This window comes from Rhizobium sp. N324, assembly GCF_001664485.1.
Lineage (GTDB): Bacteria > Pseudomonadota > Alphaproteobacteria > Rhizobiales > Rhizobiaceae > Rhizobium.
Genome location: NZ_CP013630.1, coordinates 2,370,310 through 2,394,509, shown reverse-complemented (window position 1 = coordinate 2,394,509; position 24,200 = coordinate 2,370,310). Strand labels below are relative to the sequence as shown.

At 61.6% G+C, this 24,200-nt stretch carries 25 protein-coding genes and 1 tRNA gene; 8 read left to right on the top strand and 18 right to left on the bottom strand.

Annotated elements, in window-relative coordinates; genetic code table 11:
- Nucleotides 1–75: 75 nt before the first annotated feature.
- From AMK05_RS11560 to AMK05_RS11545, 4 genes are all read right to left on the bottom strand, one after another.
- A complete protein-coding gene (locus tag AMK05_RS11560) occupies nucleotides 76–2,085 on the bottom strand; it encodes an acetyl-CoA carboxylase biotin carboxylase subunit (protein WP_064838575.1) in 2,010 nt (669 codons plus the stop codon).
- Nucleotides 2,086–2,192: 107 nt separating this feature from the next.
- Complete coding sequence (locus tag AMK05_RS11555) at nucleotides 2,193–2,897, bottom strand: hypothetical protein (protein ID WP_064838574.1); 705 nt, start codon at nucleotides 2,895–2,897, stop codon at nucleotides 2,193–2,195.
- Between the two features lie 97 nt (nucleotides 2,898–2,994).
- Nucleotides 2,995–3,951: a DMT family transporter gene (locus AMK05_RS11550; protein WP_190237318.1), complete on the bottom strand. Its 957-nt coding sequence runs from the start codon at nucleotides 3,949–3,951 to the stop codon at nucleotides 2,995–2,997.
- Between the two features lie 97 nt (nucleotides 3,952–4,048).
- Nucleotides 4,049–4,133, bottom strand: a tRNA-Leu gene (locus AMK05_RS11545).
- Between the two features lie 182 nt (nucleotides 4,134–4,315).
- On the opposite strand from AMK05_RS11545, the gene lipB reads away from it, so the two are divergent.
- Entirely contained in the window at nucleotides 4,316–5,035 is a 720-nt protein-coding gene (gene lipB / locus AMK05_RS11540; RefSeq protein WP_064838572.1) for a lipoyl(octanoyl) transferase LipB, read from the top strand.
- Between the two features lie 156 nt (nucleotides 5,036–5,191).
- Nucleotides 5,192–5,836 carry a methyltransferase family protein gene (locus AMK05_RS11535; protein WP_064838571.1) on the top strand — a complete coding sequence of 215 codons (645 nt, stop codon included), beginning with the start codon at nucleotides 5,192–5,194 and terminating at the stop codon, nucleotides 5,834–5,836.
- A 58-nt stretch (nucleotides 5,837–5,894) separates the two neighbouring features.
- On the opposite strand, the gene AMK05_RS11530 is transcribed toward AMK05_RS11535, so the two are convergent.
- The 3 genes from AMK05_RS11530 to AMK05_RS11520 all read right to left on the bottom strand — a co-directional run bounded on the left by AMK05_RS11530 (nucleotide 5,895) and on the right by AMK05_RS11520 (nucleotide 7,727).
- On the bottom strand, nucleotides 5,895–6,260 hold the full coding sequence (locus AMK05_RS11530) for a hypothetical protein (protein WP_064838570.1): 366 nt from the start codon (nucleotides 6,258–6,260) through the stop codon (nucleotides 5,895–5,897).
- Between the two features lie 327 nt (nucleotides 6,261–6,587).
- On the bottom strand, nucleotides 6,588–7,118 hold the full coding sequence (locus AMK05_RS11525) for a BON domain-containing protein (protein ID WP_064838569.1): 531 nt from the start codon (nucleotides 7,116–7,118) through the stop codon (nucleotides 6,588–6,590).
- 114 nt (nucleotides 7,119–7,232) lie between these two features.
- Nucleotides 7,233–7,727, bottom strand: a complete 495-nt coding sequence (locus tag AMK05_RS11520; RefSeq protein WP_064838568.1) for a peptide deformylase — start codon at nucleotides 7,725–7,727, stop codon at nucleotides 7,233–7,235.
- Between the two features lie 241 nt (nucleotides 7,728–7,968).
- On the opposite strand from AMK05_RS11520, the gene mgtE reads away from it, so the two are divergent.
- Together mgtE and AMK05_RS11510 are read left to right on the top strand one after the other, a co-directional pair.
- Entirely contained in the window at nucleotides 7,969–9,384 is a 1,416-nt protein-coding gene (mgtE, locus tag AMK05_RS11515; RefSeq protein WP_064838567.1) for a magnesium transporter, read from the top strand.
- A 64-nt stretch (nucleotides 9,385–9,448) separates the two neighbouring features.
- On the top strand, nucleotides 9,449–9,841 hold the full coding sequence (locus AMK05_RS11510) for a MerR family transcriptional regulator (protein WP_064838566.1): 393 nt from the start codon (nucleotides 9,449–9,451) through the stop codon (nucleotides 9,839–9,841).
- Here AMK05_RS11510 and AMK05_RS11505 read toward each other — a convergent pair whose 3' ends face one another.
- Nucleotides 9,842–10,852, bottom strand: a complete 1,011-nt coding sequence (locus AMK05_RS11505; RefSeq protein ID WP_064838565.1) for a heparan-alpha-glucosaminide N-acetyltransferase — start codon at nucleotides 10,850–10,852, stop codon at nucleotides 9,842–9,844.
- Complete coding sequence (locus AMK05_RS11500) at nucleotides 10,852–11,616, bottom strand: DUF599 domain-containing protein (protein WP_064838564.1); 765 nt, start codon at nucleotides 11,614–11,616, stop codon at nucleotides 10,852–10,854. The genes AMK05_RS11505 and AMK05_RS11500 overlap by 1 nt, the downstream gene beginning before the upstream one ends.
- 194 nt (nucleotides 11,617–11,810) lie before the next feature.
- Between AMK05_RS11500 and AMK05_RS11495 the strand changes: the two genes are divergently transcribed.
- The gene (locus AMK05_RS11495) at nucleotides 11,811–13,214 is read left to right on the top strand and encodes an L-serine ammonia-lyase (RefSeq protein ID WP_064838563.1); all 1,404 of its coding nucleotides are present in this window, start codon (nucleotides 11,811–11,813) and stop codon (nucleotides 13,212–13,214) included.
- A 414-nt stretch (nucleotides 13,215–13,628) separates the two neighbouring features.
- Nucleotides 13,629–14,066, top strand: a complete 438-nt coding sequence (locus AMK05_RS11490; RefSeq protein WP_003579422.1) for a DUF1489 family protein — start codon at nucleotides 13,629–13,631, stop codon at nucleotides 14,064–14,066.
- 13 nt (nucleotides 14,067–14,079) lie between these two features.
- Here the strand turns inward: AMK05_RS11490 and AMK05_RS33255 are convergent.
- The 8 genes from AMK05_RS33255 to AMK05_RS11445 all read right to left on the bottom strand — a co-directional run bounded on the left by AMK05_RS33255 (nucleotide 14,080) and on the right by AMK05_RS11445 (nucleotide 21,534).
- Nucleotides 14,080–14,840, bottom strand: a protein-coding gene (locus AMK05_RS33255; protein WP_088930309.1) for an IS5 family transposase whose coding sequence is annotated in 2 segments (ribosomal slippage) — nucleotides 14,080–14,513 and nucleotides 14,513–14,840 — 762 coding nt in all. Because the reading frame shifts where the segments join, the coding sequence is not laid out codon by codon here.
- Between the two features lie 119 nt (nucleotides 14,841–14,959).
- Entirely contained in the window at nucleotides 14,960–15,235 is a 276-nt protein-coding gene (locus AMK05_RS11475; protein WP_003586322.1) for a hypothetical protein, read from the bottom strand.
- 113 nt (nucleotides 15,236–15,348) lie between these two features.
- Nucleotides 15,349–16,908, bottom strand: coding sequence for a D-alanyl-D-alanine carboxypeptidase (locus AMK05_RS11470; RefSeq protein ID WP_064838562.1), 1,560 nt, complete (start codon nucleotides 16,906–16,908; stop codon nucleotides 15,349–15,351).
- 136 nt (nucleotides 16,909–17,044) lie between these two features.
- Nucleotides 17,045–17,830: a hypothetical protein gene (locus tag AMK05_RS11465; RefSeq protein ID WP_064838561.1), complete on the bottom strand. Its 786-nt coding sequence runs from the start codon at nucleotides 17,828–17,830 to the stop codon at nucleotides 17,045–17,047.
- Between the two features lie 201 nt (nucleotides 17,831–18,031).
- Nucleotides 18,032–18,634: a transglutaminase-like cysteine peptidase gene (locus AMK05_RS11460; RefSeq protein ID WP_064838560.1), complete on the bottom strand. Its 603-nt coding sequence runs from the start codon at nucleotides 18,632–18,634 to the stop codon at nucleotides 18,032–18,034.
- A 364-nt stretch (nucleotides 18,635–18,998) separates the two neighbouring features.
- Complete coding sequence (gene pip, locus AMK05_RS11455; protein WP_064838559.1) at nucleotides 18,999–19,973, bottom strand: prolyl aminopeptidase; 975 nt, start codon at nucleotides 19,971–19,973, stop codon at nucleotides 18,999–19,001.
- 208 nt (nucleotides 19,974–20,181) lie between these two features.
- Nucleotides 20,182–20,793, bottom strand: a complete 612-nt coding sequence (locus AMK05_RS11450; protein WP_064838558.1) for a PilZ domain-containing protein — start codon at nucleotides 20,791–20,793, stop codon at nucleotides 20,182–20,184.
- 123 nt (nucleotides 20,794–20,916) lie between these two features.
- Complete coding sequence (locus tag AMK05_RS11445; protein ID WP_064838557.1) at nucleotides 20,917–21,534, bottom strand: PAS domain-containing protein; 618 nt, start codon at nucleotides 21,532–21,534, stop codon at nucleotides 20,917–20,919.
- 293 nt (nucleotides 21,535–21,827) lie between these two features.
- Here AMK05_RS11445 and AMK05_RS11440 point away from each other — a divergent pair, with 293 nt between their 5' ends.
- Nucleotides 21,828–22,619, top strand: coding sequence for a rhomboid family intramembrane serine protease (locus tag AMK05_RS11440; RefSeq protein ID WP_064838556.1), 792 nt, complete (start codon nucleotides 21,828–21,830; stop codon nucleotides 22,617–22,619).
- A 91-nt stretch (nucleotides 22,620–22,710) separates the two neighbouring features.
- On the top strand, nucleotides 22,711–23,139 hold the full coding sequence (locus AMK05_RS11435; protein WP_007629157.1) for a CBS domain-containing protein: 429 nt from the start codon (nucleotides 22,711–22,713) through the stop codon (nucleotides 23,137–23,139).
- 78 nt (nucleotides 23,140–23,217) lie between these two features.
- On the opposite strand, the gene AMK05_RS11430 is transcribed toward AMK05_RS11435, so the two are convergent.
- Entirely contained in the window at nucleotides 23,218–24,180 is a 963-nt protein-coding gene (locus AMK05_RS11430; RefSeq protein ID WP_064838555.1) for a patatin-like phospholipase family protein, read from the bottom strand.
- Between the last annotated feature and the right edge of the window lie 20 nt (nucleotides 24,181–24,200).

Sequence of the window (24,200 nt, the reverse complement as noted above, 5' to 3'; positions counted from 1 at the left end):
ACAATTTATTGGGGCTGACCTTGGCATGGCCGGCAAGCCGGGCTCAAGCGAAAACGGCCCGGCCGCCTTTTGCTCTCAGGCGAACTCCATGATCACGGCATCGACGGCCAGGCTTTCGCCGGCCGCGGCATTGATCTTGGAGACGACGAGATCGCGGTCGGCGCGCAGCACGTTTTCCATTTTCATCGCCTCGACGATCGCCAGCGTCTCACCTGCCTTGACCTCCTGGCCCTCGGCGACCGCGATGGACACGACGAGGCCGGGCATCGGGCAGAGCAGCAGCTTGGAGGTATCGGGCGGCAGCTTCACCGGCATCAGCCTGTCGAGTTCGGCATGACGCGGAGAAAAGACTTTGGCGGTCACCGAAAGCCCCTGCCAGTCGATGCGCACCCCGTTGAGGACGGGGCGGATCTGCGCGGTGATATCCCGGCCGCCGACCTTGCCGCTCCAGACGGGATCGCCGGGTCTCCAATCGGTGACAACGCTGTTGTTCTCGCCCTCTATCGCCATCTCCATATCGAAGGGGATGGTGACGAGGCCGTCGAGCAATTGGACGGCGACGTGGCTGTCGCCTGTCTTGACCACCCAGTGCTCGCGCAATGCGCCCGATGCGGCGCGCAGGCGATCGGCGAAACGCTCGCGCCGGTTCGTCTCGATCAGCGAGGCGGACAACGCGATGGCGGCCAGCACAGCCTCTTCCGTCCTGTCCGGTTTCATCGGCGCGAAGCCGTCGGGATATTCCTCGGCGATGAAACCGGTGGACAGCCGGCCCTCGCGCCAGCGCGGATGTTTCATCAGCGCCGACAGGAAGGGGACATTGTGTTCGATGCCGTCGACGACGAAGCCGTCGAGCGCCTGGCCCATGGCCTCGATCGCCTCCAGCCGCGCCGGCGCCCAGGTGCAGAGCTTGGCGATCATCGGATCGTAATACATCGAGATCTCAGCGCCCTCGAAAACGCCGGTATCGTTGCGGACCGTGACATTGCCGGTCCGGCCTTCGGCCGGCGGGCGGTAGCGCGTCAGGCGGCCGATCGAGGGCAGGAAGTTGCGGTAGGGGTCTTCGGCATAGAGCCGGCTTTCGATCGCCCAGCCGTCGAGCCTGATCTCTTCCTGGGCGAGGGTAAGCGGCTCGCCCGCGGCGACACGGATCATCTGCTCGACGAGATCGATGCCGGTGACGAGTTCGGTGACGGGGTGTTCGACCTGCAGGCGGGTGTTCATTTCGAGGAAATAGAAGTTGCGGTCGCGGTCGACGATGAATTCGACGGTGCCGGCGCTCTGGTAATCGACTGCTCTCGCCAGCGCCACCGACTGTTCGCCCATCGCCTTGCGGGTTTTTTCGTCGAGGAAGGGCGAGGGCGCCTCTTCCGCCACCTTCTGGTTCCGCCGCTGGATCGAGCATTCGCGCTCGCCGAGATAGACGACGTTGCCATGCGCGTCGGCCAGCACCTGGATCTCGATGTGGCGCGGCTCGACGATGAACTTCTCGATGAAGACGCGGTCGTCGCCGAACGAACTCTTCGCCTCGGAGCGGGCGCGCTCGAAACCGTCGCGCACCTCGGCCTCGTTCCAGGCGATCCGCATGCCCTTGCCGCCGCCGCCGGCCGATGCCTTGATCATGACGGGATAACCGATGCCGCCCGCGATCACTTCCGCATGCGCGGCATCCTCGATGACACCGAGATGGCCTGGTACGGTGCACACGCCGGCGGCATTGGCGAATTTCTTCGATTCGATCTTGTCGCCCATCGCCATGATCGCCTTCGGCTTCGGGCCGATGAAGACGATGCCCTGTTTTTCCAGCTCAGCGCAGAAGGAGGCGCGCTCGGACAGGAAGCCGTAGCCCGGATGCACCGCCTCGGTGCCGGTCGCCTTGCAGGCGGCGATGATCTTTTCGGCAACCAGGTAACTCTCGGAGGCGGCTGCCGGGCCGATATGCACGGCCTCGTCGGCCATCTCGACATGCAGCGCGTCCCGATCCGCATCCGAATAGACAGCGACGGTCGAAATGCCCATGCGGCGTGCAGTCTTGATCACGCGGCAGGCGATTTCGCCGCGATTCGCGATCAGGATTTTCTTGAACATCGAGACTCCACCCAGAAATGCGTTCCGGAGTTTTACGCACAAAACACCGGAACGCACAATCAGGCTTGAGGAGTGGCAGGCTTGAGGAGTGGCAGGCTTGAGGAGCTTCAGGCGACGGCCGCTGCCGAGACGGGTTCCTCATCGACGATGCGCAGCCAGCGGCTGCGCCGCGGCTCGGCATAATCCCGCAGCTCGGCGGCAGCCATGATGCCGGCCCAGTGCGGATGATTGGCGCCGGGCAGCGTCGCCTGATCGATCTGCTGGAGCACGCCGTATTCGACCGACGAGACGGGGATGACACCGCCTTCGGTGATGCTGCGGAAGATGCGCATGGTGAAATCGACGTCCTGGCGGGTAATGCCCCGGCGGTCGACGGCGCGCGACAGTTTGTAGCCACCGATATTATCGGTGATCGCCAGGCGGAGCTGATCGAGCGCCAGCGCTCTCAATTCACCCGGGACATCGGCCGAAATCTCCATGACGTGGAGAATGAGCTCGAGTTCCAGCGCCGAGTTGACGACACCGTCGGTCGTGAACATGCGCATGATCCAGGCGACGTTGATTTCATCGAGCGAGCCTTGCGGATAGGTGTAATGGACGATGAAACCGGCGAGCTGCTCGACGAAGAACGCGTTCCACGCGGCACATTTTTCAGGGCAGGAATTGTTGAGCGCCAACATCGCCACGACATCGTCGGATGTCCGGATGCCCTCCGGAAAAGCATGTTTGCGCAATAGGATTATATCTTCGGCCGTCAGCCGATGCTTTCCGGCCACGACACAGGCCGGGAAAGCGAGACGAAATTCGCTCATGTTTTAGCTCCAGGCTTCATCATGAAGCCGGAGACAGTTTTACCGTCTGCGAATTGACGATCCCTCAAGAAGCGGAGTTAATCCGATATTCCCGGGATCAGGAGGATTTTAGCGATCGCGCCCGCAGCCGCTCGCGCCAGATGATGAAGAGGCCCGATGCGACGATGATGAAGATGCCGATCCATTTGGAAAAGCTCGGGAAATCGTTGAACAGCGCATAGCCGAGAACGGTCGCCGAAATGATCTCGAAATATTGGAACGGCGCAAGCAGCGACAGCGGCGCGAGCCGGAAGGCCCGGACCACAAGCATATGCGCATATCCGGAGATCGAACCGAGGGCGAGCAGCAGGACAAGACCGAGGCCGGAGGCGGGCAGGGACATGGCGAAATCGGCACTGCCAGAGCCATTGCCGACGAGGAGGGCGCCGGCCATGAAGACCGTTCCGCCGATGCCGGCCATCGTCTGCATGGTCAGCGGCGAATCGGCCTCGCCGATGGCGCGGTTGAGGAAGAGATAGAGCGAGAACAGAAAGGCGCAGGCGACCGGCAGCAGCGCCTTCAGGCCGAATATTTCGTAGCTCGGCTGAATGACGATCATCGCGCCGCCGAAACCGACGACAATCGCCATCCAGCGCCGCCAGCCGACCTTCTCCCCGAGGAACAGCGCCGACATGGCGGTCAGCATGAAGGGCTCGACGAAATAGATGGCGAAGACGTCGGCAAGCGGCATGTATTTGACGGCGACGAAAAAAAGCAGGCTGGCAGCGCCGTGCAGCACGCCGCGCAACAGGTTCATCCATGGTCGCTTGGCCGAAAGCGCCTTCAACCCGAAAAGGGCGAGGAGAATCGGCAGGGTGCAGGCGATCTGGAAGAAGAATCGGTAGAAGGTCACCTGACCCGGCGACATCGCCTCGAAGGTCGCCATATATTTGGCGATGGCATCCATGGTCGGCAGGATCAGCATGGCGCCGGACATGATCGCCATGCCCTGCAGGGAGTTTTGATGGGCTGGATGCTCTGACATGGCGGCCGATTCGTGAGGGGATGACGCCATCAATCATGCGAAAGCCGGCCGATCAAGCCGAGCAACCGCAAATAGCGTCTAGGAGAAATCGAAATCGTCGCTTCGAAAGCGTTTCCCTGAAGGGAGATGGTGCGGTCGAGAAGACTCGAACTTCCACGGGTTGCCCCACAGCGACCTCAACGCTGCGCGTCTACCAATTCCGCCACGACCGCATCGTGGTAGGTGCCGATTTGCGTCGGCGGGGCAGCATGTAGCAAAAGGATTTGGGGTGCACAAGGGCGATATGACAGTTTTTTTCAAAACCGGTCACAGCATTTGAATTGGCCCTGAAACGGGTCCATATAGGTCTCCTGCCGCCCCTTTTTATCAGGCATTTCGGGGAGAGCGGCAAGGAATGGCCATGCTTCGCACAGATCTCGAATTCTCCATGCTCCCGAATCCCGATGCCCGCCCGGTGCGCTGGCGCATCGCCGACGGCCTCGTTGCCTATGAGGAGGCCGTGGAGACGATGGAGCGCGAGGTGGCAAGGATATCGGAGGGCGGCGACGAACTCGTCTGGCTCGTCGAGCACCCGCCGCTCTATACCGCCGGCACCAGCGCCAAGGCCGGGGATCTCGTCCAGCCGGACCGTTTTCCGGTCTTTGCGACGGGGCGCGGCGGTGAATATACCTATCATGGACCCGGCCAGCGCGTCGCCTATGTCATGCTCGACCTGAAGCGCAGGCGCCAGGATGTGCGCGCCTTTGTCGCTGCCCTTGAAGATGTGATCATCCGCACGCTCGAGATGATGAATGTGCGCGGCGAGCGGCGTGAAGATCGCGTCGGGGTCTGGGTGCGGCGGCCGGAAAAGCCGTTGCTTGCCGATGGAACGATGACCGAGGACAAGATCGCCGCCCTCGGCATCAGGTTGCGGAAATGGGTGACCTTCCACGGCCTGTCGCTCAACGTCGATCCCGATCTCGATCATTTCGGCGGCATCGTGCCCTGCGGGATCTCGGCCTATGGCGTGACCAGCCTGGTCGATCTCGGCTTGCCGGTGATGATGGCCGATGTCGATATCCGGCTGCGCACCGCCTTCGAGGCGGTGTTCGGTGAAACGACGCGCGAAAGCTGACGCCGATCCGGCCTGTCATTGCTGCGGCACTCTGTAGTCAGAATCGGCAAAGCAACAACCGCCGCTCGCTCAGATATGAGCGAACGCCTTAACCTATAATTAGCGACAACGCAGATATAGGTTGCCACATCTTATGATGTGGAAATCTTGCAAACTATGAAAAAACAGGCAGCGGCAAGCTGGTCATTTCTCGATATCCATTTCGTTCTGGATATCGTCGAAAAGGTCCTGATCTGCTATTTATTCGTTGCGATCGTCATGCGTATCTGGCCGCAGATGCAGGGCAACAGGGCGATCATCGATGGCCTGCTGATCGTTTCGGAAGGAGCTGCCGCCTTTCTGATCCTGACTCGCCGACCGACGAGGAATGCGTCGCTACGGGTCTATGACTGGACTGTCACCGCCATCGGCACGCTCTTTCCGCTGCTCGTCTCGCCAACGACGTTGGAGCCGCTCGTGCCGCTCTGGCTCTGTGGAATAGTGATGTGCCTCGGCTTCATCCTGCAAATATCGGCAAAGCTGGTATTGCGGCGAAGCTTCGGTCTGGTGCCGGCCAATCGTGGCGTCAAGATCGGCGGCCCCTACAGGTTTGTCCGCCACCCGATGTATGCGGGCTATTTGATGACGCATGTCAGCTTTTTCCTGGCCAATCCGTCGCTCTTGAATTTCGCCATTTATGCGGCGGCTCTTGCCGCCCAATGTTTCCGCCTCCTGGCGGAGGAGCGTCTGCTCAAGGAGGATCCTGCTTACGCGGCCTTCATGACTACGACCCGCTACCGGCTTATTCCATTCGTGTTCTAAGGCGAAAAGGAAGCAGATTGAAAAGAAAGGGCCGGTTACCGGCCCTTTCTTTTGTGGATCAATGCGTGGCGCGGCAGGCTTCGGTGCGGGAGGCGCCGCTATCGGCACCCTTGGTGTGGGAGCCCTTCGGACCAATCATGCTATGGCATGGGGGCAGGGGAGTGATGCTCGCGGTTGCGGTCTTGTCGACGGCAGGGGCCGCCATGGCGCTCGGGGCGAAGCCGTCGCTGTCATTGGTGTAGTCGCTGGAATAGGCCGGGGCCTTATGGTTCGTATAGTGAACAGGGGCCGGCTTGGACATGGGGCTCGGTGAGAAGCCATCGCTATCGTTGGTGTAGTCGTCCGAATAGGTCGGCTGGGCGAAGGCGGCGCCTGCAAGGCTGACGGCGAACAGGGACGCGGCAAGGGCGAATTTGATGCGCATGGGTCTATCTCCTCAATCTGCTGTTGAATTTCACAACATAAAACCAACCCCTGGCGCATCCGAGTTCGCGCCCCAATTCAGGCAATTTTGTGATGGCACGGCGGCGCAGCCGCGACCTTTTGTCCAAATGAAATCACAGTGTTGTCACCGAAATTGACGTTCGCGTTACGGAAGCCGCCTAAGCAGAATTCTAAAATATGGCTGGCAAACAGCCATATTGCGATGCAATCTGTAATTGTTAACTTTTGGTAATGTTGGAAAGGCGGCAGACAAAGGCGGCGGGAGGCATCGGCACCCTCCGCCGGCTATTCTTATCGTCCGCGTGAATCAGTCTTCGTTCGGGATATGGGCGTCGACGCCGGTCAGCTGCAGTCTGTTGCGGACATGGCGGACGCCGTCGACCGAAAGCGCGCTGAGTTCGACCTTGCGGGCGATGCCGATCGTCTCCACCGAGCCCTCCAGGGTGATGACGTGCCCGTCGGCATGAACCTCGATGCTGTTGATGTCGACCTCGGGAATGGTTTCGAGATGGTCGTTCACCCGCGCTTCGAGTTCGTCGCTTTCATCGCGGTCGATGGAGTCGGCCCGCAGTGAGTCTTTCAGGCGGTTCTCGTTGCCGTCTGCATCGATGCCGTCGATCCGGAAGCCTTTGTTGGGGTCGCTGTCGAAATTTGCCGCGGTCTCGCCATAGGGGCGGTTGGCCGGGTCGGCGCCGCTTCCGTCGGCATAGGGCCAGCCGTCGTCGAGATTGCGTTCCTCGAGGTCGCGATAATCTTCTTCACGGGAGAGCTCCGCCTTTTCATCAAAAAGCTTCGGACCTTCGCGTGAAATCGGGGGCTTGTCACCGATCCTTGCCATTGCAGTCGCTCCTTTTTGCTAGAGATCGCTGGGTTTCTTTGCGGGAGAACGCCAGCGGCGGCGAATGGTTCGGCGCGGGAGCCCCTTTGTCAGCCCGATCGTCAGGCTTGGTCGTCAGGTTTGCGCCTTCCCCCATTTTTTCACGAGACGGTCGCGTTTCAGCCGCGAGAGGCGCTGCAGCCAGAAAATGCCGTCGAGCTGGTCGACCTCGTGCTGAATGCAGATGGCGAGGAAACCTTCGGCGACTTCCTCGTGCAGGCGGCCTGCGGTGTCCTGGTAGCGGAAGCGGATCGACCGGGGCCGGGTGACCTCGTCGGTCGCTCCCGGCATCGAGACGCTGCCTTCGGCATGGGGCATCGTCTCCTTCGAGAACCAGGTGATTTCCGGATTGACGTAGAGGCGCACGCCGTCGGTCTTGTCGAGCTCCAGCACCGTCACACGGCTGAACATGCCGATATGAGCGGCGGTGATGCCGACGCCGGGGGCGGCGCGCATCGTCGCCAGCAGGTCGTCGGCAAGCCCGGCAAGCGACGAATCGAAGACTGTCACCGGCGCGCAGACGGTCTTCAGACCGGGATGCGGATAGCGCAGGATCGGGCGAATGGGCATGGGGCGATCTTCCTCGGCTCGGATGGTGGCGAAACTATCGCCGGCCGCGGGCATTGTCATCAAGAGGCAGGTTTGCTGCTTTACGGCAGGGATGCTTTGGGCTAGCAGGAGCCATGAATTCCGACCGCGGGAACCTCGCGCGGGGATTTGCTTATCTGCTTGTTGACAATATGTTTTCCGCCGACATTCGCGAATGCGGCGCTGTAGTCGTTGAAATTCGAACCAGATGCGAGGGCGGCAGATGACAACGACCGATGGGGAAGAGCGCATCCGCAGGCGTCCCGAGGACGAGGAAGCCGATATCTACGACGAGGACGGCAATGTCCGCAGCGATTTCCTGGCGCTGGTCGGCGCCGCGATCGCCGACCGCGACACGCTGTTCCTGCGCCAGAACGTTGCCCGCCTGCATGAATCCGAAATAGGCGACCTGCTGGAATCGATCCAGCCGGATCAGCGCTTGGCGCTGGTGCGTCTGCTCGGCGAAGATTTCGACATGACGGCGCTGACCGAGGTCGACGAGGCGATTCGCCGCGAGATCGTCGACCAGATGCCGAACGAGCAGATTGCCGCCGCGATCGGCGACCTCGATTCGGACGATGCCGTCTACATTCTCGAAGATCTCGACAAGGAAGACCGGGAAGAGATCCTTGCGCAATTGCCGTTTACCGAGCGGGTCCGGTTGCGCCGGGCACTCGATTATCCCGAAAGCTCGGCCGGGCGGCGTATGCAGACGGAATTCGTCGCCGTGCCGCCGTTCTGGACCGTGGGACAGACGATCGACTACATGCGCGACGAGGAGGATCTTCCCTATTCCTTCTCGCAGATCTTCGTCATCGATCCGACCTTCAAGCTGCTCGGCGCCGTCGATCTCGACCAGATCCTGCGCACCAAACGGCAGACGAAGATCGAGCAGATCATGCGCGAGACCAACCATCCGGTGCCGGCCGAAATGGACCAGGAGGAGGCCGCCCAGCTCTTCGAGCAGTACGACCTTCTGTCGGCCGCCGTCGTCGACGAGAACGGCCGGCTGGTCGGCGTGCTGACCATCGACGACGTCGTCGACGTCATCCACGAGGAGGCGGACGAGGACATCAAGCGCCTTGGCGGCGTCGGCGACGAAGAACTTTCGGACAATGTGCTGTCGACGGCGCGCTCGCGTTTCCTCTGGCTTCTGATCAATCTCGCCACGGCAATGCTGTCGGCCAGTGTCATCGGCCTGTTCGACGCCTCGATCGAGAAGATGATCGCGCTTGCGGTGCTGATGCCGATCGTCGCCTCGATGGGCGGCAATGCCGGCACGCAGACGATGACGGTGACGGTGCGGGCGCTCGCCACCCGAGATCTCGACATCTACAATGCCGGCCGCATCATCCGCAGGGAGGCCGGTGTCGGCATCCTCAACGGCATCGTCTTTGCGACGATCATGGGCTTGATCGCGGGCACCTGGTTCCACGACTATCAGCTCGGCGGGGTGATCGCGGCGGCGATGATCATCAACCTGATGGCGGCAGCCCTTGCCGGCATCCTGCTGCCGCTGCTGCTAGACAAGGTGGGCGCCGATCCGGCGATCGCCTCGTCGGTCTTCGTGACGACGGTGACCGACTGTACCGGATTCTTCGCGTTCCTCGGCATCGCCACATGGTGGTTCGGCATCTGAGCGACCGACGAAATTGACTATTACGTAAAAGTCAATATTATTGCCGGTTCATGACGGGGAATACATGCTGGTGAACAAATTTTATAGCATAACGGAGCTGACGCGGGAATTCGGGGTCTCGACGCGCACGCTTCGCTTCTACGAGGACGAGGGACTGATCCATCCGGAACGGCGCGGGCGTACCCGTCTCTTCCGGCAGGCCGACCGTCGCCTTATCGGGGAAATCCTCCGCGGCCGGCGCATCGGTTTCACCATTGCGGAGATCCGCGAGATCATCCAGGTCTACAAGGAGCCGCCGGGCGAACTCGGTCAGTTGAAGCTTCTGATGAAGCGCGTCGACGAGAAGCGCGATGACCTGCGTCAGAAGCGCAAGGATATCGACGACACGCTGGTGGAACTCGACAATATCGAAGAGGCCTGCCTCGGCCGCCTCGCCGAAATCGGCGTCACCACCTGATCACTGCGGAGACTGTGGCGCAGGCTCGACCTCGGCGCTGCATTCGCCGGCGATCGTCTGGACCCGCTCATCCTTCTCGACGTCGATCTCGTTCGCCTGCAGCGGAACTAATAGGCTTTGGGCCTGCAATTTCTCCAGCGTGCACTGGCAAAAGCTGCGACAAAGCGCTTCGCCCTGTTGCATGACGCAAGTGGAGTTGCATTGCTTTAGGTAAGTTTCGGCCGGATCCGGCTTCGGCGGCGGGACGAGGAGGGAAAGACCGTAAGCGATGCCGATCAGCACCGGCTGGTGAACGAGGTAGAAGGCAAGGCTGTGGCGGCCGAGCCTTGCCGGCCACCAGGTACCGGTGCCGATGGCGGCAAGCCGATGCAGCAGCCTGGTTCTGATGGCGATCGAGGCGAAACTCAATCCAGCGAAAAACGGCGTTGCCCAGGGAAACAGCGGCACGTAATCGTTGGAGCGTTCCGGCATTGCGGCCAGCCCGATCCAGGCGAGATATCGCGGATCGAAGAAGGATGACCGCAGCAGGCCGGGTGTGCCGAAATTATCGGTCAGCCAGGCGGCAAAGAGCGCCAGCGTGGCGATCAGCGTAAAGGCGAGCGGCAACCTCAAAAAGACGATCCCGATCAGCGTCAGTACCGCGATGCAATGCAGGATGCCGAAATAGATCCACTCGTTCGGCATCGCAATGCGCGTCGCGATCGAGATCGCGGCGGCCGCTGCGGCAATCATGCCGAAACGCTTCCAGAAGGACGGCCAGCGGATCTCCGGCTTGCTCGACAGCACCAGGCTGATGCCGACGATGAAGAGAAAAGTCGTGGCGATCGCCCGAGCATAGATCTTCAGCCAGCCTGTCTCGGCCGTGCCCGGCGCGAGATAGCCCATGAACTCCATATCCCAGCTGAAATGGTAGCTCGCCATGGCGATCAGTGCGACACCGCGCGCCGTGTCCAACAGGCCGATGCGCGGCGGTCTTGCCGCCGCATCGGCTTCGATTGTCGGCAATGTCATCACAGTCCCTCGGGCAAATCACGTCCGTCGCTCGGCGGCATGTCGCGGCGGAGAGCGGAAAGGTGGAGATTCGATGGCGGGCCGGCATCCATGATCGCCAGCCGCGCCTGCGAGAAGAATTGCCGTCGCGCCAGCACGAAGATGACGATCGCCGTCGTCGTCATGAAGACATAAGGGTTGATGAACCAACCGAGATAGCCGATCGACAGGAAGATCGCCCTGAGGCCCTCGTTGAAATTGCTGCCGGCAATGACATTCATGCGGATGACGCGTTCGGCAGCCCGCTCGGCGGCGATCATGTCGCCCTCGGCGTCGCGCAGCATCGGGATCGAGCCGAACAGGATGGTGCAATAGTTGAACAGCCGGTAGGACCAGCCGAACTTGAAGAAGGCATAACCGAAAAGTGCCGCCAGTCCGCCGACCTTCATCTCGAAGGCGGCGTGGCCGCCATGGAGGACGAAGGGCAGGTCGGCGAAGACGGCGTCGACCTTCTCCGTCGCCCCGAGCAAGGCGAAGCAGCTGCCGATCGCAAAGATCGAGGTCGAAGCGAAGAAGGCGGTGCCGTTCTGCAGGCCGGCCATGATCTGGGTGTCGATCATCTTCAGGTCGCGGCGCAGCGAATTATAGATCCATTCGCGCCGCCGTTCGGTCATCGCATGGGTCAGGCTGGTGCGGCCGAAGAAGGTGCGGCCCTTCAGCAGCCAGGAATAGCCCATCCAGACACAGGCAAAGAAGGCCAGAGCGATATAGTCCGCCGTCGTCATCGGTGATTCAGTCTCCGCATGAAGTGCGGCCACCTTACATATGCATCGAAATGCTGCAATGACTGGTAAGGCGGGCCTCATCGTTTTAGTGTGCAGTCCCGATGTCGCACCGGCTGCATGCGATGTCGGTGGCCCGCGCGGATCGAAAACCGGCGTCGCTTAAGCTTGCATCCTCGTAATCAGAAAGCACATTCATGTTTCTCTCGGTATTCGATGTCTTCAAGATCGGTGTCGGGCCGTCGAGCTCGCATACGATGGGTCCGATGTCGGCGGCCAACCGGTTCCTCGCGCTGATTCTGTCGGACGAATGGCCGCGCCCATCCACGGGTGCGCAGGTCGTCGCGATAAAGGTCAGCCTGCACGGCTCGCTCGCCCATACCGGCATCGGCCACGGCACGGGCAGGGCGGTGATTCTCGGCCTGATGGGCGAGGCGCCCGACAGTGTCGATCCCGACAGGATGGACGGCATCATCGATACGGTCGAGCGCACCGGCCGCATCACGCCCGAAGGTCATCCCGCCTATCAGTTCCAGCCGAAGACCGACCTGATCTTCGACAAGAAACAGCCGCTGCCCGGCCATGCCAACGGCATGGTCTTTTCCGCCTTTGACCGGGACGGCCGGCTGCTCATCAAGCGCGTCTATTATTCGGTCGGCGGCGGCTTCGTCGTCACCGACACCGAATTGGAACAGATGCGGGCGAAGAAGAACGCGGCCGGCGGCACGCGCGTGCCCTATCCTTTCTCCACCGCGAAGCAGATGCTCGAGATGGCGGAGCGTTCCGGGCTGTCGATCGCGCAGATGAAGCGGGCGAACGAGGAGAGCCAGCGCTCGCGCGAGGAGCTCGATCAGGGGCTCGACCGGATCTGGGAGGCGATGCGCTCCTGCATCGAGCGCGGCCTCAAGGTCGACGGCATCATGCCGGGCGGCCTCAACGTCAAGCGCCGCGCCCGCAGAATTCACGACAAGCTGGAGGAGGAGTGGCGCAGCAACCGGGTCAACCCGCTGCTCGCCAACGACTGGCTCAGCGTCTATGCGATGGCCGTCAACGAGGAGAATGCAGCCGGCGGGCGCGTCGTCACGGCGCCGACCAACGGTGCGGCCGGGGTCATTCCGGCGACGATCCGTTATTACGAGCATTTCCACGAGGACTGGGACCAGGACGGCATCCGCGATTATCTGCTGACGGCTGCGGCGATCGGCGGCATCATCAAGCACAATGCCTCGATCTCGGGCGCCGAGGTCGGTTGTCAAGGCGAAGTTGGCTCGGCGGCGGCGATGGCGGCCGCGGGCCTTGCCGCCGTTATGGGTGGCACGCCGGAGCAGATCGAAAACGCCGCCGAGATCGCGCTCGAACATCATCTCGGTATGACCTGCGATCCGGTCGCGGGCCTGGTGCAGGTTCCCTGCATCGAGCGCAACGCGCTCGGCGCCGTCAAGGCGGTCACCGCGGCTTCCCTTGCGGTCAAGGGCGACGGCCAGCATTTCGTGCCGCTTGACGCCTGTATCGAGACGATGCGCCAGACCGGCCACGACATGAGCGAGAAATACAAGGAAACCTCGACGGGTGGCCTTGCCGTCAACGTCGTCGAGTGCTGAGCTTGTAATGCCTGCTTAGGATGCGCTTACAGGGGAAGCCCGCGCTCGTCGTCGAGGATCCGAAGTGATGCCCGGCAACCCCGTTTCCCGGCAGGGCACACGGTGGCGTGCGGCCCAAGAAGAGGGGGCTGTGTCGTTGAGACATACCCCCTCGCGTGAAGCATCTTTACACGGTCAGTTTATTCAACCATTCAGCCGTCGTGCGTGGCGTCAGGCCCAGGCGCTGCTGAGCACTTTGCGTGATCTCGAAGCTGTGGTCGGGTTGAGAGTTGACCCGGCCGGATGGCAAGCCAGTTGCCGACAGCCGAGGGCCGGGCGGGCCTGTACATTGCAATCGCTTCGGCCGTGAGAAGAAGGCCGGGAACATTGACGAAGGTGCTTGACGCCCGCCGCCAAAAGGATTTCAACGACGGCATGGCATTGCATCTCATCAAACTCTGTGTCGGCGCCGACTCGATAGACGATCTGCGCGAATGGGTGGCGGAACGCTCGCTCAGCGCCATCGCCGCCGGGCTCGAGCCGCATTCGGTGCACACGACGCGCATGGTGCCGAAACGCATGGAAGAGCTGCTCGATGGCGGCTCGCTCTACTGGGTAATCAAGGGGCAGGTGCAGGCGCGGCAGAAGCTGCTCGGCATCGAGACCTTCACTGACGGCGAAGGCATTTCACGCTGCCGCCTGATGCTCGGCCCGGAGGTCATCGAGACGGCTGTGCAGCCGAAGCGTCCCTTCCAGGGCTGGCGTTATTACACTGAAGACGACGTGCCGCGCGACCTGATGAGCCTTGGCGCCGGCATTGTCGAAATGCCCGCGGACCTTCGCCGCGAGCTGACGGAACTCGGTCTGCTCTAGGAGCTGTGGACACTTATCTGAGCCATAGGATTGTTGCGGCCAGAGCGATCATGGCTTTGTAATTTCGAACGGTTTTCTCATATCGTGTGGCGATGCGTCGAAACTGCTTGAGCTTCGAGAAGCAGCATTCGACGAGATAACGCTGAGCATAGAGTTGCTTGTCGAGCGGATACTTCTTGGCACGCGAGGGATTGTTCGGGATGACCGCTTGCGCGCCCTTGTCGGCAATGAGTTTGCGTAGCCGGTCGCTGTCGTAGGCCGTATCGGCCATGACGACCTCGGCTGGCAGGTCTTCGATCAGGAGATCGGCTTGCGGGGCATCCCCTTTCTGACCGGCGGTCAGAATGAAACGAACGGGACATCCAAGGCCACGCACGGCCATATGGATTTTGGTGCTCAAGCCTCCGCGGGAACGGCCAAGGGCCTGATCTTCAGCCCCTTTTTTGCGCCGGAGGCGTGCTGGTGGGCGCGAATAATAGTGCTGTCGACGATCAGATATTCGAAGTCGGTATCCTCCGACATCGCCTCAAAGACACGCCACCAGACACCCTTTTGGCTCCAGCGGCTGAAGCGGCGAAACACGCTGTTCCAATCACCGAACACCTCCGGCAGATCGCGCCAGGGCGAACCCGTCCGCACGATCCACAAGACCGCTTCCACAAACATGCGATTGTCACGTCCAGACGAACCACGCGTGCGATCGTCGCCAATGATATGGCGAGACATCCGCTCCCACTGGTCATCTCGAAGAATGAGACGATCTAAAACACCCATGACTGCCTCCAAAAGACAGTCTTGAATCTGATTTGCTCACCTTTGGGAATCCCAAGAGTCCACGACTCCTAACCTCTGCCGCCCAAAACGCGTCCTGGTTCTGCGCGGCAGCACCAATTTCAGCGCAGGCGCAGCTGCACCGGCGCGCTGCCGTCAGGCGAGGTCACATGCAGATGGATGCGGGCTTCGGGCTGGGAATAGCGCCAGGCGCGGGCCCCATGGCAAAGCAGCAGGTTGATGAGGTCGCGGGTCTTCGGAGATTTAGCCTTGGGCCGCTGCAGGCCGATCTCGGCCAGCCGCATCGCCGCCTCGTGCAACGGATGCAGCGACGAACGCCCCTTGGCCGCCATGCGGCGGTCTGAAGGCATTCCCGGAACATTCTCATTGATCGCCATTGTTTTCCCCGTACGCCATACTGATCGAGTTCAAGAACGGTGGCCGGAAACGCAAACACCGATTCCGGCCGTTACCGACGCCGCCGGCCATCTTGCAGGCAGCATCGAATAGCTCATTGGGCAGCCGCCCAGCACTTGATTCCCGCCTTCTTCAAGGCCTTGCAGGCATTGACCGCATCGCGCTGGTCATCGAAACCGCCGAAGCGGGCGCGGTAAAGCTGGTCACCGCCGGCGGCGTAGGCGACGGCGAAAGGCTTTGCCGAGGCCAGCGCCTTGCCGCCCTTGTTCTTGGCGCTCTCCAGCAGATCCATGGCCATCTGCCGGCTCGGCGAGACGCCGACCTGCACGACCCAGCCGGTCGGACCATTATCGGTTGAAGCGGCGCTGGCCGAGGTAGGCGTGGTCGAGGCGGTGGTAACGTTGTCGACTGCCGTATCGGCCTGTTCCGGTCGCATGGAAGCGGGTGCCGGCTTCGCCTGCTGCTTGAAGGTCATGGTCTTGACCTTGGTCGGCGCCGGCATCGGCTGGGCTACCAGCGGATTGTCGGATTTCGGCTGAGCGGTCTCGGTATAGGCGACCTCGGTCTCGGCGACCTGATAGCGCGCATCCGGCAGCGGGCCTTTGTGCGGCAGGCTGAGATCGGCGGCGGCTGCCGAAATCGGCGGCTGTGCTGCGGTGATCGTCTTTGCCACTTGCGGCTGAGCCTTCTGCGGCATGACCGGAGCGGGCGTCACGATCATCGCCGGGGCAGGGGCTGCCTCAGCAATCAGCGCCGACGATCCGCCGCGGCTCGATGCCTTCGGCAGGTAGGTGGCGATCAGATTGCGCATCTGGGCGTCGCGGGCAGGCGTCGAGGCGCCGCCGAGCACAACGCCGACGATCGACTTGCCGTCCACCTGCACAGAGCTCACGAGATTGAAGCCGGCAGCGCGGGTATACCCGGTCTTGATGCCGTCGACGCCGCGCACCGAACCGACCAGGCGGTTGTGGCTGCGGATCGTGCGGGTGCCGAACTTGAAGGCGCGGGTGGAGAAATAGCCGTAATATTGCGGAAAATGCTGGCGAAGGGCGATGCCGAGACGGGCCTGATCCCGCGCTGTCGTCATCTGCGCCGTGTTCGGCAGGCCGTTGGCGTTGCGATAGGTCGTGCGCGTCATGCCGAGCGCATGCGCCTTGGCGGTCATCAGCTGAGCGAAACGATCCTCGCTGCCGCCGCCGAGCATTTCGCCGAGCGCGGTTGCAGCGTCATTGGCCGAGAGGGTGACGAGGCCGAGAATGCCCTGTTCGACGGTGATCGTGCCGCCGGCGCGAACGCCGAGTTTGGTCGGCGCCTGGGCTGCCGCATGGGCGGAAAAGGGAACCGGCGTATCCAAGCGGATGCGGCCCTGCTCCAGCGCCTCGAAGGTCATGTAGATGGTCATCATCTTGGTCAGGGAGGCGGGGTATTGCAGCCGGTCGGCATTCTCGCTGTAGAGAACGTTGCCGGTCTTGGCGTCGACGACGATGCCCGCATATTTCGAATTCGCCGCTTCCGCTTCGGCATTGACCGAATCGACCAGGACGACCGTGAGGGCCACCGAAAGGATCGCCATGAGCTTTGCAAAAAAGCTGCCGGATCGGGACGATGATACGGAGGAGACTGACCTTGACACTATTCCACTCTTCGCTTGCATTTCAGTTGTTTGGCATTCGGATATTCGGCGCCGGGATGGCACGCCTCCCGCAGCACAGCCCGTCTTTAGAATTTACCGATTGGGCGTTACCAATCCGTTTATGATGAATCGTTTATTTCGCTGTCCGGGGAGCATTTTAGGGACTTGTCGCAGAACGGTTCATTAGACGCGCTTCCACAAAGGTGCGGATAGCGGCATCAATATGTTCCCAGTCATTCAAATGGCTGCTTGAGAAGCGGTAGAGAACGCTGAGATCCCTGCCGACCTTGATATCGCGCTGACAATCGCCGCTCGCCGCCGTGTCCGGGACAGAAGGCAAGATGCAGCGCACGACGTAATCCGGCCCGTTTTTGACGGGCGCCGTCAACAGCACCTCGTCGCCGTAACCCGCGTCGGCGCGAAGACGGTGCAGTGTCAGGCTATCGCGGAAGGGCTCGGCCGGGCCTTCGAGCAGGTGCGAATAGATCGGCTCCAGCCGCCCGGACATGTCGCGCGACATGGTGCTCTGGGTCATCTGCAGGAAGATCAGGCCGGAGGATTGGCCGATATCGTCGAATCGAAGGTGGTTTTCCTTGCCGTAGCCCTGCATCTCAGGCCAGGCGAGGTAGAGATCGACACGCTCGGCCGCACCGTCATGCCTTTGACTGGGGAAGCGGATGGCATTTTCGGGGAGTTTCACGGTGTCGCGGCCGATGGCCAGCGTGATGTCAGCCGTGCTGTCGGTGTTGCCGGCAAGCGAAATATGCCGGCCGAACCAGCGGCCGCCAATGCTGATGGCGACGGTCAGGACCGCAAGAACGGCGATCACCGCCATCGTGCGGAGGAGAAAGCCCATGGAAAAAAGCGGCTGCTCGTCGGGTGCGCTGTGCGCGGCGTGGCTCATGGCGGTGCTTCGTGTTTCGGTCCGCCGCAGGAAGAACATGAGCCGCCGGTGCCGATGATGAATCTGATCAGCATGATCAGACCGGCACGGTTAATAATTCGCTAAGATGTCAGGGATGTGGGTCGCCCTGGGACGAAAGCCTGTCCCGAAAAAGAGCGAGCCGTTCCCGGGACAGCGGGAACGGCTCTTGGGGCCCGGTCGGGGACGGGATGCGGGGACTGACCGGGCCGCAGGCTATTCTTACTTGACGCTACCAACCGCGACAGCGCGGCCGTCCTGGAGCTTCGACCAGCGGGCCGGATTGTCGGCGGACTGGCGCTTCAGATAGGTGTATTCGGTATCCGACCACAGCAGCACCTTGTTGCGCATGTTGTCGAGGATGAAATCGCCGTGATCGGTGCGAACAGTCAGCACGGCATGGCCTTCGCCGTTCGGTTGCAGCACGACGGTGATCAGCGTGTCGGATGGCGAGAAGCCGTCTTCGATCAGCATCTTGCGCTTCAGCAGGACGTAATCCTCGCAGTCGCCGACGGTTGTCGGATAGGCCCAGCGTTCTTCGACGCCGTAAATCTGTTCATCCGTCTCCGGCTGGATCGTCGAATTGACGGTGTAGTTGACCTTGAGAATTTCCTTCCAGCGATCCTCGGTGAGGATGGCCGGCCCGGCATCGCCGCCGGCAAAGGCGCATTCGGTCGGATTCGCCTTGCAGAATTCATAATGCCCGATCGGCGGGCTGGCATTGCCCGCCAGGGCCATGCTGGCGGGCATCGCCTGTCCCGAACCCGCCATTGCCATCAGGGCACCGGCCAGAAGGACGCCTTTCCAGATGTTTGCAGTTGTCATTGCCGTCTCCCCGTAAGTTGAGGCGACAATGACACGGACGTTTTTATCTCACGGAAAATTCCGCAATAGAATTAAAGGCTTAGTTGATTCAAATGCCGATAAAATCTGGCTAAAAACAATCTCGAATGCGCGTAAAATTCGACGCGCATTTGTCTCGAATTCGATTAAAATTGTAATTCCCGCAACAAGGCTTTCGCTTGAGAAAAGCCTGCATTGCCGTCCTGGCGTTAAGGGATTTTCGCTGAGCCGGATAAGGACGGCCGCGGCCAAGCGTCGTGCTCTGGTCGGGCAATGCAGCCGGATTTGGCCAATTCGGCCGGCCGAAAGCGGACGATCGCTCGGATTTCAGTTTTCAGCGGCAAAATTATTTTTGCTGGAAATCGCGAAATCGATCGGTGGCGGCGACGATCGCGGCGCTCATATCGGGATTTGCGGTGGAATGGGCAGCATGCGGAAGGATCTGCAGCTCGCTTTGCGGCCAGGCGCGCGCCAGTTCCCAGGCGGTCACCAGCGGCGCCTCGATATCGAGCCGTCCCTGCAGCAAGATCGCTGGAATGCCTGTCAGCCGACCGGCATTGTTCAAAAGCTGGCCGTCCTCCAGCCAGGCGCCGTTGACGAAATAGTGAGTGATGATGCGGGCACGCGTCAGCAGATAGGCCGGATCGGCCCAGCGGCGCGGCAGGCCTTGAGGGTCGGCGAGCAGGATGGAGGCCGCCTCCCAGTCATGCCAGTCGCGGGCCGCTTTCAGGCGCGTCTCGGAGTTGGAATGGTTGAGGAGGCGATGATAAGCGGCAACCATGTCCTGATCTCGCTCCTGGCTGTCCGCAGAAGCCGCCTGGCGGAAACGGTGCCATTCCTCCGGAAAGAGCGGCGCTATGCCGCGACAGAGCCAATCGATTTCCGAGCGCCTTGTGGTGGTCACGCCTGATATGACGATCGCGGCGACGCGCTGCGGATGGGTCTCGGCATAGGCGAGTGCCAGCGTCGAGCCCCAGGAATTGCCGAAAACGAGCCAGGTGTCGATACCAAAGAACAGCCGCAGCCGCTCGATATCACCGACAAGATGCCAGGTGGTATTGAAGGAGAGATCGGTTTTGAGATCGGCAGCGCTCGGCAGGCTGCGGCCGCAATTGCGCTGATCGAACAGAATGATTCGGTAGGCATCGGGATCGAAATGGCGCCGCGCCGTCGTCGAGCAGCCGGAGCCCGGCCCGCCGTGCAGCACCAGGGCCGGCCGGCCCGCCGGATTGCCGCAGGCCTCCCAATAGATCAGGTTGCCGTCGCCCGTGTCGAGCAGACCATGATCATAGGGTTCGGTTTCCGGATACAGAGCCGACATCGTTCTGCCCCTGTCGCAGGTTGTTCCACTCATAATATCTATGGCTGATGGTTGGAACCACTTGCGACAGGATTTCGCGCCTGTTTTCTCAAGCCGGATTCATTGCCGCCGGCAGATTTCTTGCCCTGAAAAGCGAGGCATTTCAACACGACCTGACCAGGTGCGCGCCGGCAAGCGCTTTCGCGGCAGTCACGCAATCGGTGGTCTCTTAGAGGAATTCGCGCAGCGTCTCGCGGGACTGGATCGACAGGAATTCGATCGCCACGCCTTCGACGAAATGGCGGACGACACGGCCGCGCATGTTGCCGAGCCGCACCGCGGTTCCGATCGACGGGCGCATCTCGACGTCGACGGCGGCGCCTGACAACGAAAGGTCCATGATACGGCAGGAATAACGCGTGCCGTCCTCGAGCGTCAGTTCGGTGTTCGTATCGCGTGGCGTCAGACGGTCATGGCGACGATCTTCCGGCAGGCCGAGTTCATGTTTGTTGGCAAGCCAGGTGAGCTGGGCGGCGAGCTTTTCCCGCTTCCGCTCGGTGGCATTGATCGACATGGTGAAGCCGCGGCCATCGATGGTCTGGACATAACCTTCGACGCGGCCGAGATGGTCGATATAGGCGACGACACGTTCGTTGGTGCGCGGCCGGCCGAGGCAGGTGACGTACATGTCGCCGGGCGACATGTCGATCACCATGCATTCGAACTCCTCGTAATTCGCAAGCATCAGCCGGCCCTGCATATTGATGGGCACACGCTGAAAAACGCCCTGTTCAGGGCGCGGCGCAGGTCTTTGCGTCTGAGCTGGCTGGAACGAGTGCATCAAAAGGCTTCTTTATGAAATCGGAGAGACCGATCATTACCCGCAATCCATTAACAGAAGGTTGTTTTGCCTCATTCTCATATAGCCGAAAACGAGTATGCCCGATGTCCTGAAACGGGACTGTCAGCGCACCTCCGCACTCGTCAGCAGCTGCGACACCATGCGGCGCATGACCTGGCCGAAACCGGCGCTTCTGCCGGCGACGATTTCGTTGATCGGGCGCAGCTCAGCGGCTTCAGCATTGCCGAATTTTCCGGGTAACAGACGGCTGCGGTCGAGCGCCAGGAATTCGAGCGGTACGATCTCCAGCCAGCTCGCGGCCGCCGTGGGGGCGATCGCGCCGAGCAGCCGGTCACAGGCGCCGCCCGGCGAGCGCAGCGGCATCATGATGATCTCGAAGGAGGCCTGATGTCCGACAGTGCTGTAGCCGGTGGCGTTGAACAGGGCCGGCATGGCGTGGTCCATGACGCCCATCGCCGTGCGTTCGATGTCGGCGTGCTGGCCGTTTGCCCAGAGTGAGGAGAAGCGTGCGCCGCGCAGGTCCCGCCCGAACAGGTCGCAGATGCGGGTGCCGGCGAGCCGGAAGCCGATGTCGCCTTCCTCTCGGGTCTCCAGAATGAACAGGCTTTGGAGCAGATGGGGGACGGCGGAGGGTTCGACCTGCGATTTCAGCGGCGCATCGGCAGCGCCGCGAATACGGTTCCAGTAGTCAAAAATTTCGATGGTCGTTTGCACACGCATTTTTCACCAACCTGTCCCATTCCGGATCATTTTCGGGCACTCATTGCCCCTACGGCCTCTACCTTGCGGATTTCATGCCAACTCCGGGCGGTTAAGGTTAAGAAAGGGTTTCGGTTGAGGTGCGGCGCCCGTCGTGACACTGACCGTCCATCGCTTCGACTTTCGAAGTTCAGCACAACCTGCCCGGGCCAAGGTCTTTCCTTGAACTCCCGGTATGCCGTCCGGCACTTCGGACGGCTTTTTTTTTGACAGGTGCTCCTGTATGGCTGTGGCCTCAACGAGGCGATATTGAAATGAATGAGCAGACGGCCGAGCCGCACAAGGCGCCCGAACCTCCCGAGGTCCAGCCGCCGGCAAAGGCGCCGCGCGTGCCTGTGTTCAACCTTCCGCCGGCGCTGTTCTTCAGCCTTTGCCTGCTTATCGTCATCTATGCGGTGCAGGAACTCGTGCTCTCCGACGATGCTATGAGCTGGCTGTTCTTCACCTTCGGTTTCGTGCCCGCCCGGTATGTGATTCCGCTGTCGCAGCAGGGGCCGGAGCTGTTCTGGACGCCGGTCACCTATTCGCTGCTGCATGGCAGCGTCCAGCATATCGTCTTCAACGGCTTCTGGCTGATGGCCTTCGGCGCGCCGGTCGTGCGCCGCATCGGGACGCTGCGATTCGTGCTCTTCTGGCTGTTCTCAGCCGTCGCTTCCGCCGCCCTGCATGCGGTGTTGAACTGGGGGGATGTGACGCTTTTGATCGGCGCGTCGGGCGTCATCTCCGGGCTGATGGGGGCTGCCTGCCGATTTGCCTTTCCGGCTGAACGGCGGCCGATGCTGCCTGCGCATCTCAATGCCCGGCTTTCCATCGCCGAGGCGTTGCAGAGCCGCACCGTGGTCATTTTCATGCTGCTCTGGCTGGTCGGCAACGCCCTGATCGCCGTCGGCATCCCGCTCGTCGGCGACAGCGACCAGGCCATTGCCTGGGACGCGCATATCGGCGGTTTCGTTTTCGGTTTCCTGCTGTTTTCGTTGTTCGATCGGGTACCGCGCCCACCTGTTGCGGAACCTGCGGGAACGGAGAAGGATCTGTTGCAATCCTGAGCCGGGCGGTGCACGATTGACCTATCCGCGCTGGGGGGAGAAACCGCCGCGGATGCCTGTGACAAGTGTTTCACGGACATAGGAGGTTCGAATGTCAGTCAAAGCAATCCTCGACCTGAAGGGCAGGGACGTCGTCACCGCCGGGCCGAACACGACCGTCGCCGAGGCGGCCGTCATTCTCAGCAAGAAGAAGATCGGCGCTATCGTCGTCGTCGGCATGGAGAACCGGATTTCCGGCATGTTCACCGAGCGCGACCTCGTGCATGCGATCGCCAAACACGGCAAGGACGGCCTCGACCAGCCGCTGGGTCAGGTGATGACCGCGAAGGTCTACCGCTGCCATGAGGAGACGACCGTCAACGAGCTGATGGAGCTGATGACCAGCCGCCGTTTCCGCCATGTGCCGGTGGAAAGCAACGGCAAGCTGGCCGGCATCATCTCGATCGGCGACGTGGTGAAATCGCGCATCGCCGAAGTCGAGCGCGAGGCCGAGGAGATCAAGGCCTATATCGCCGGCTGAGGTTTTCGCCGGCTCGTTTGGCTGATCGTTGTCCCAAAACGCCGACGCGCTTTGGACAATGTGTGAGGGGGCTGGGCGTCAGGGCTGGTTGGCGTAGATTTCCTGCATGCGTTTGATTTCGGGCAGCCTGGCTCTCGCTTCCTCGTAGCCGCGTTCGATCGCTTCGCCGGCGCGGTGGAATTCGGAAAGGCCGATATAGCTTAGGCGCGGCTGCAGCGAAATATCCGGCGGGTCGCCGGCCAGGCGGGCGCGGGCGATTCTATCCTGGATGATGTTGAAGGCCTGCACCATGACGCCGGTCATGCCGAGACGGGCATAGGGCGCCTCTTCCTGCTTCTGCACCTCCTGCGGCGAGAGGCTGGCATTGTGCCGGACGACGGCCGAGCGGCCATAGAGATCGTAATTGAGATTGACGGCGACGACCAGCGGCTGCTCGTAGGCGCGGCAGACGGAGACGGGGACCGGGTTGACCAGCGCGCCGTCGACCAACGTGCGGTGATTGCTGCGCACCGGCTCGAAAATGCCGGGCAGGGCATAGGAAGCGCGCAGCGCCGTAATCAGCGAACCATTGGCGATCCAGACCTCGTGGCCGGTATTGACCTCGGCGGCGACGGCGACGAAGGGCCGGTCGAGATCCTCGACATTCAGGCCTTCGAGATGTTCCTGCATGCGCTTGGTCAGCCGCATGCCGCCGAACAGGCCACTGCCGCCGATGGTCAGATCGAGCAGACTGGCGATTCGCCGCATCGTCAGCGAGCGGGCGAAACTTTCGAGTTCATCAAGTTTGCCGGCGAGATAGCAGCCGCCGACCAGCGCGCCGATCGAAGTGCCGGCAATCATGCCGATCTCGATTTTCGCCTCGTCGAGGGCGCGCAGCACGCCGATATGGGCCCAGCCGCGGGCCGCGCCACCGCCGAGCGCCAGCGCGATCTTGATTCTCTTGACGGGTGCCGGAGGCGGGATCGTCTCGATCGTGGTCGACATGCCGGAACCGGAACCCTCGCCTTCAGAGCTTTGACGATGCAAATTCCAGCTCAGCATGGCGTTCCCCTCCCAGCAGA

Bases quoted from the DNA above. Each gene is read 5' to 3' on its own strand.
- AMK05_RS11560 (WP_064838575.1), bottom strand. From the start codon at position 2,085: ATGTTCAAGAAAATCCTGATCGCGAATCGCGGCGAAATCGCCTGCCGC.
- AMK05_RS11555 (WP_064838574.1), bottom strand. From the start codon at position 2,897: ATGAGCGAATTTCGTCTCGCTTTCCCGGCCTGTGTCGTGGCCGGAAAG.
- AMK05_RS11550 (WP_190237318.1), bottom strand. From the start codon at position 3,951: ATGGCGTCATCCCCTCACGAATCGGCCGCCATGTCAGAGCATCCAGCC.
- lipB (WP_064838572.1), top strand. From the start codon at position 4,316: ATGGCCATGCTTCGCACAGATCTCGAATTCTCCATGCTCCCGAATCCC.
- AMK05_RS11535 (WP_064838571.1), top strand. From the start codon at position 5,192: ATGAAAAAACAGGCAGCGGCAAGCTGGTCATTTCTCGATATCCATTTC.
- AMK05_RS11530 (WP_064838570.1), bottom strand. From the start codon at position 6,260: ATGCGCATCAAATTCGCCCTTGCCGCGTCCCTGTTCGCCGTCAGCCTT.
- AMK05_RS11525 (WP_064838569.1), bottom strand. From the start codon at position 7,118: ATGGCAAGGATCGGTGACAAGCCCCCGATTTCACGCGAAGGTCCGAAG.
- AMK05_RS11520 (WP_064838568.1), bottom strand. From the start codon at position 7,727: ATGCCCATTCGCCCGATCCTGCGCTATCCGCATCCCGGTCTGAAGACC.
- mgtE (WP_064838567.1), top strand. From the start codon at position 7,969: ATGACAACGACCGATGGGGAAGAGCGCATCCGCAGGCGTCCCGAGGAC.
- AMK05_RS11510 (WP_064838566.1), top strand. From the start codon at position 9,449: ATGCTGGTGAACAAATTTTATAGCATAACGGAGCTGACGCGGGAATTC.
- AMK05_RS11505 (WP_064838565.1), bottom strand. From the start codon at position 10,852: ATGACATTGCCGACAATCGAAGCCGATGCGGCGGCAAGACCGCCGCGC.
- AMK05_RS11500 (WP_064838564.1), bottom strand. From the start codon at position 11,616: ATGACGACGGCGGACTATATCGCTCTGGCCTTCTTTGCCTGTGTCTGG.
- AMK05_RS11495 (WP_064838563.1), top strand. From the start codon at position 11,811: ATGTTTCTCTCGGTATTCGATGTCTTCAAGATCGGTGTCGGGCCGTCG.
- AMK05_RS11490 (WP_003579422.1), top strand. From the start codon at position 13,629: ATGGCATTGCATCTCATCAAACTCTGTGTCGGCGCCGACTCGATAGAC.
- AMK05_RS11475 (WP_003586322.1), bottom strand. From the start codon at position 15,235: ATGGCGATCAATGAGAATGTTCCGGGAATGCCTTCAGACCGCCGCATG.
- AMK05_RS11470 (WP_064838562.1), bottom strand. From the start codon at position 16,908: ATGCAAGCGAAGAGTGGAATAGTGTCAAGGTCAGTCTCCTCCGTATCA.
- AMK05_RS11465 (WP_064838561.1), bottom strand. From the start codon at position 17,830: ATGTTCTTCCTGCGGCGGACCGAAACACGAAGCACCGCCATGAGCCAC.
- AMK05_RS11460 (WP_064838560.1), bottom strand. From the start codon at position 18,634: ATGACAACTGCAAACATCTGGAAAGGCGTCCTTCTGGCCGGTGCCCTG.
- pip (WP_064838559.1), bottom strand. From the start codon at position 19,973: ATGTCGGCTCTGTATCCGGAAACCGAACCCTATGATCATGGTCTGCTC.
- AMK05_RS11450 (WP_064838558.1), bottom strand. From the start codon at position 20,793: ATGCACTCGTTCCAGCCAGCTCAGACGCAAAGACCTGCGCCGCGCCCT.
- AMK05_RS11445 (WP_064838557.1), bottom strand. From the start codon at position 21,534: ATGCGTGTGCAAACGACCATCGAAATTTTTGACTACTGGAACCGTATT.
- AMK05_RS11440 (WP_064838556.1), top strand. From the start codon at position 21,828: ATGAATGAGCAGACGGCCGAGCCGCACAAGGCGCCCGAACCTCCCGAG.
- AMK05_RS11435 (WP_007629157.1), top strand. From the start codon at position 22,711: ATGTCAGTCAAAGCAATCCTCGACCTGAAGGGCAGGGACGTCGTCACC.
- AMK05_RS11430 (WP_064838555.1), bottom strand. From the start codon at position 24,180: ATGCTGAGCTGGAATTTGCATCGTCAAAGCTCTGAAGGCGAGGGTTCC.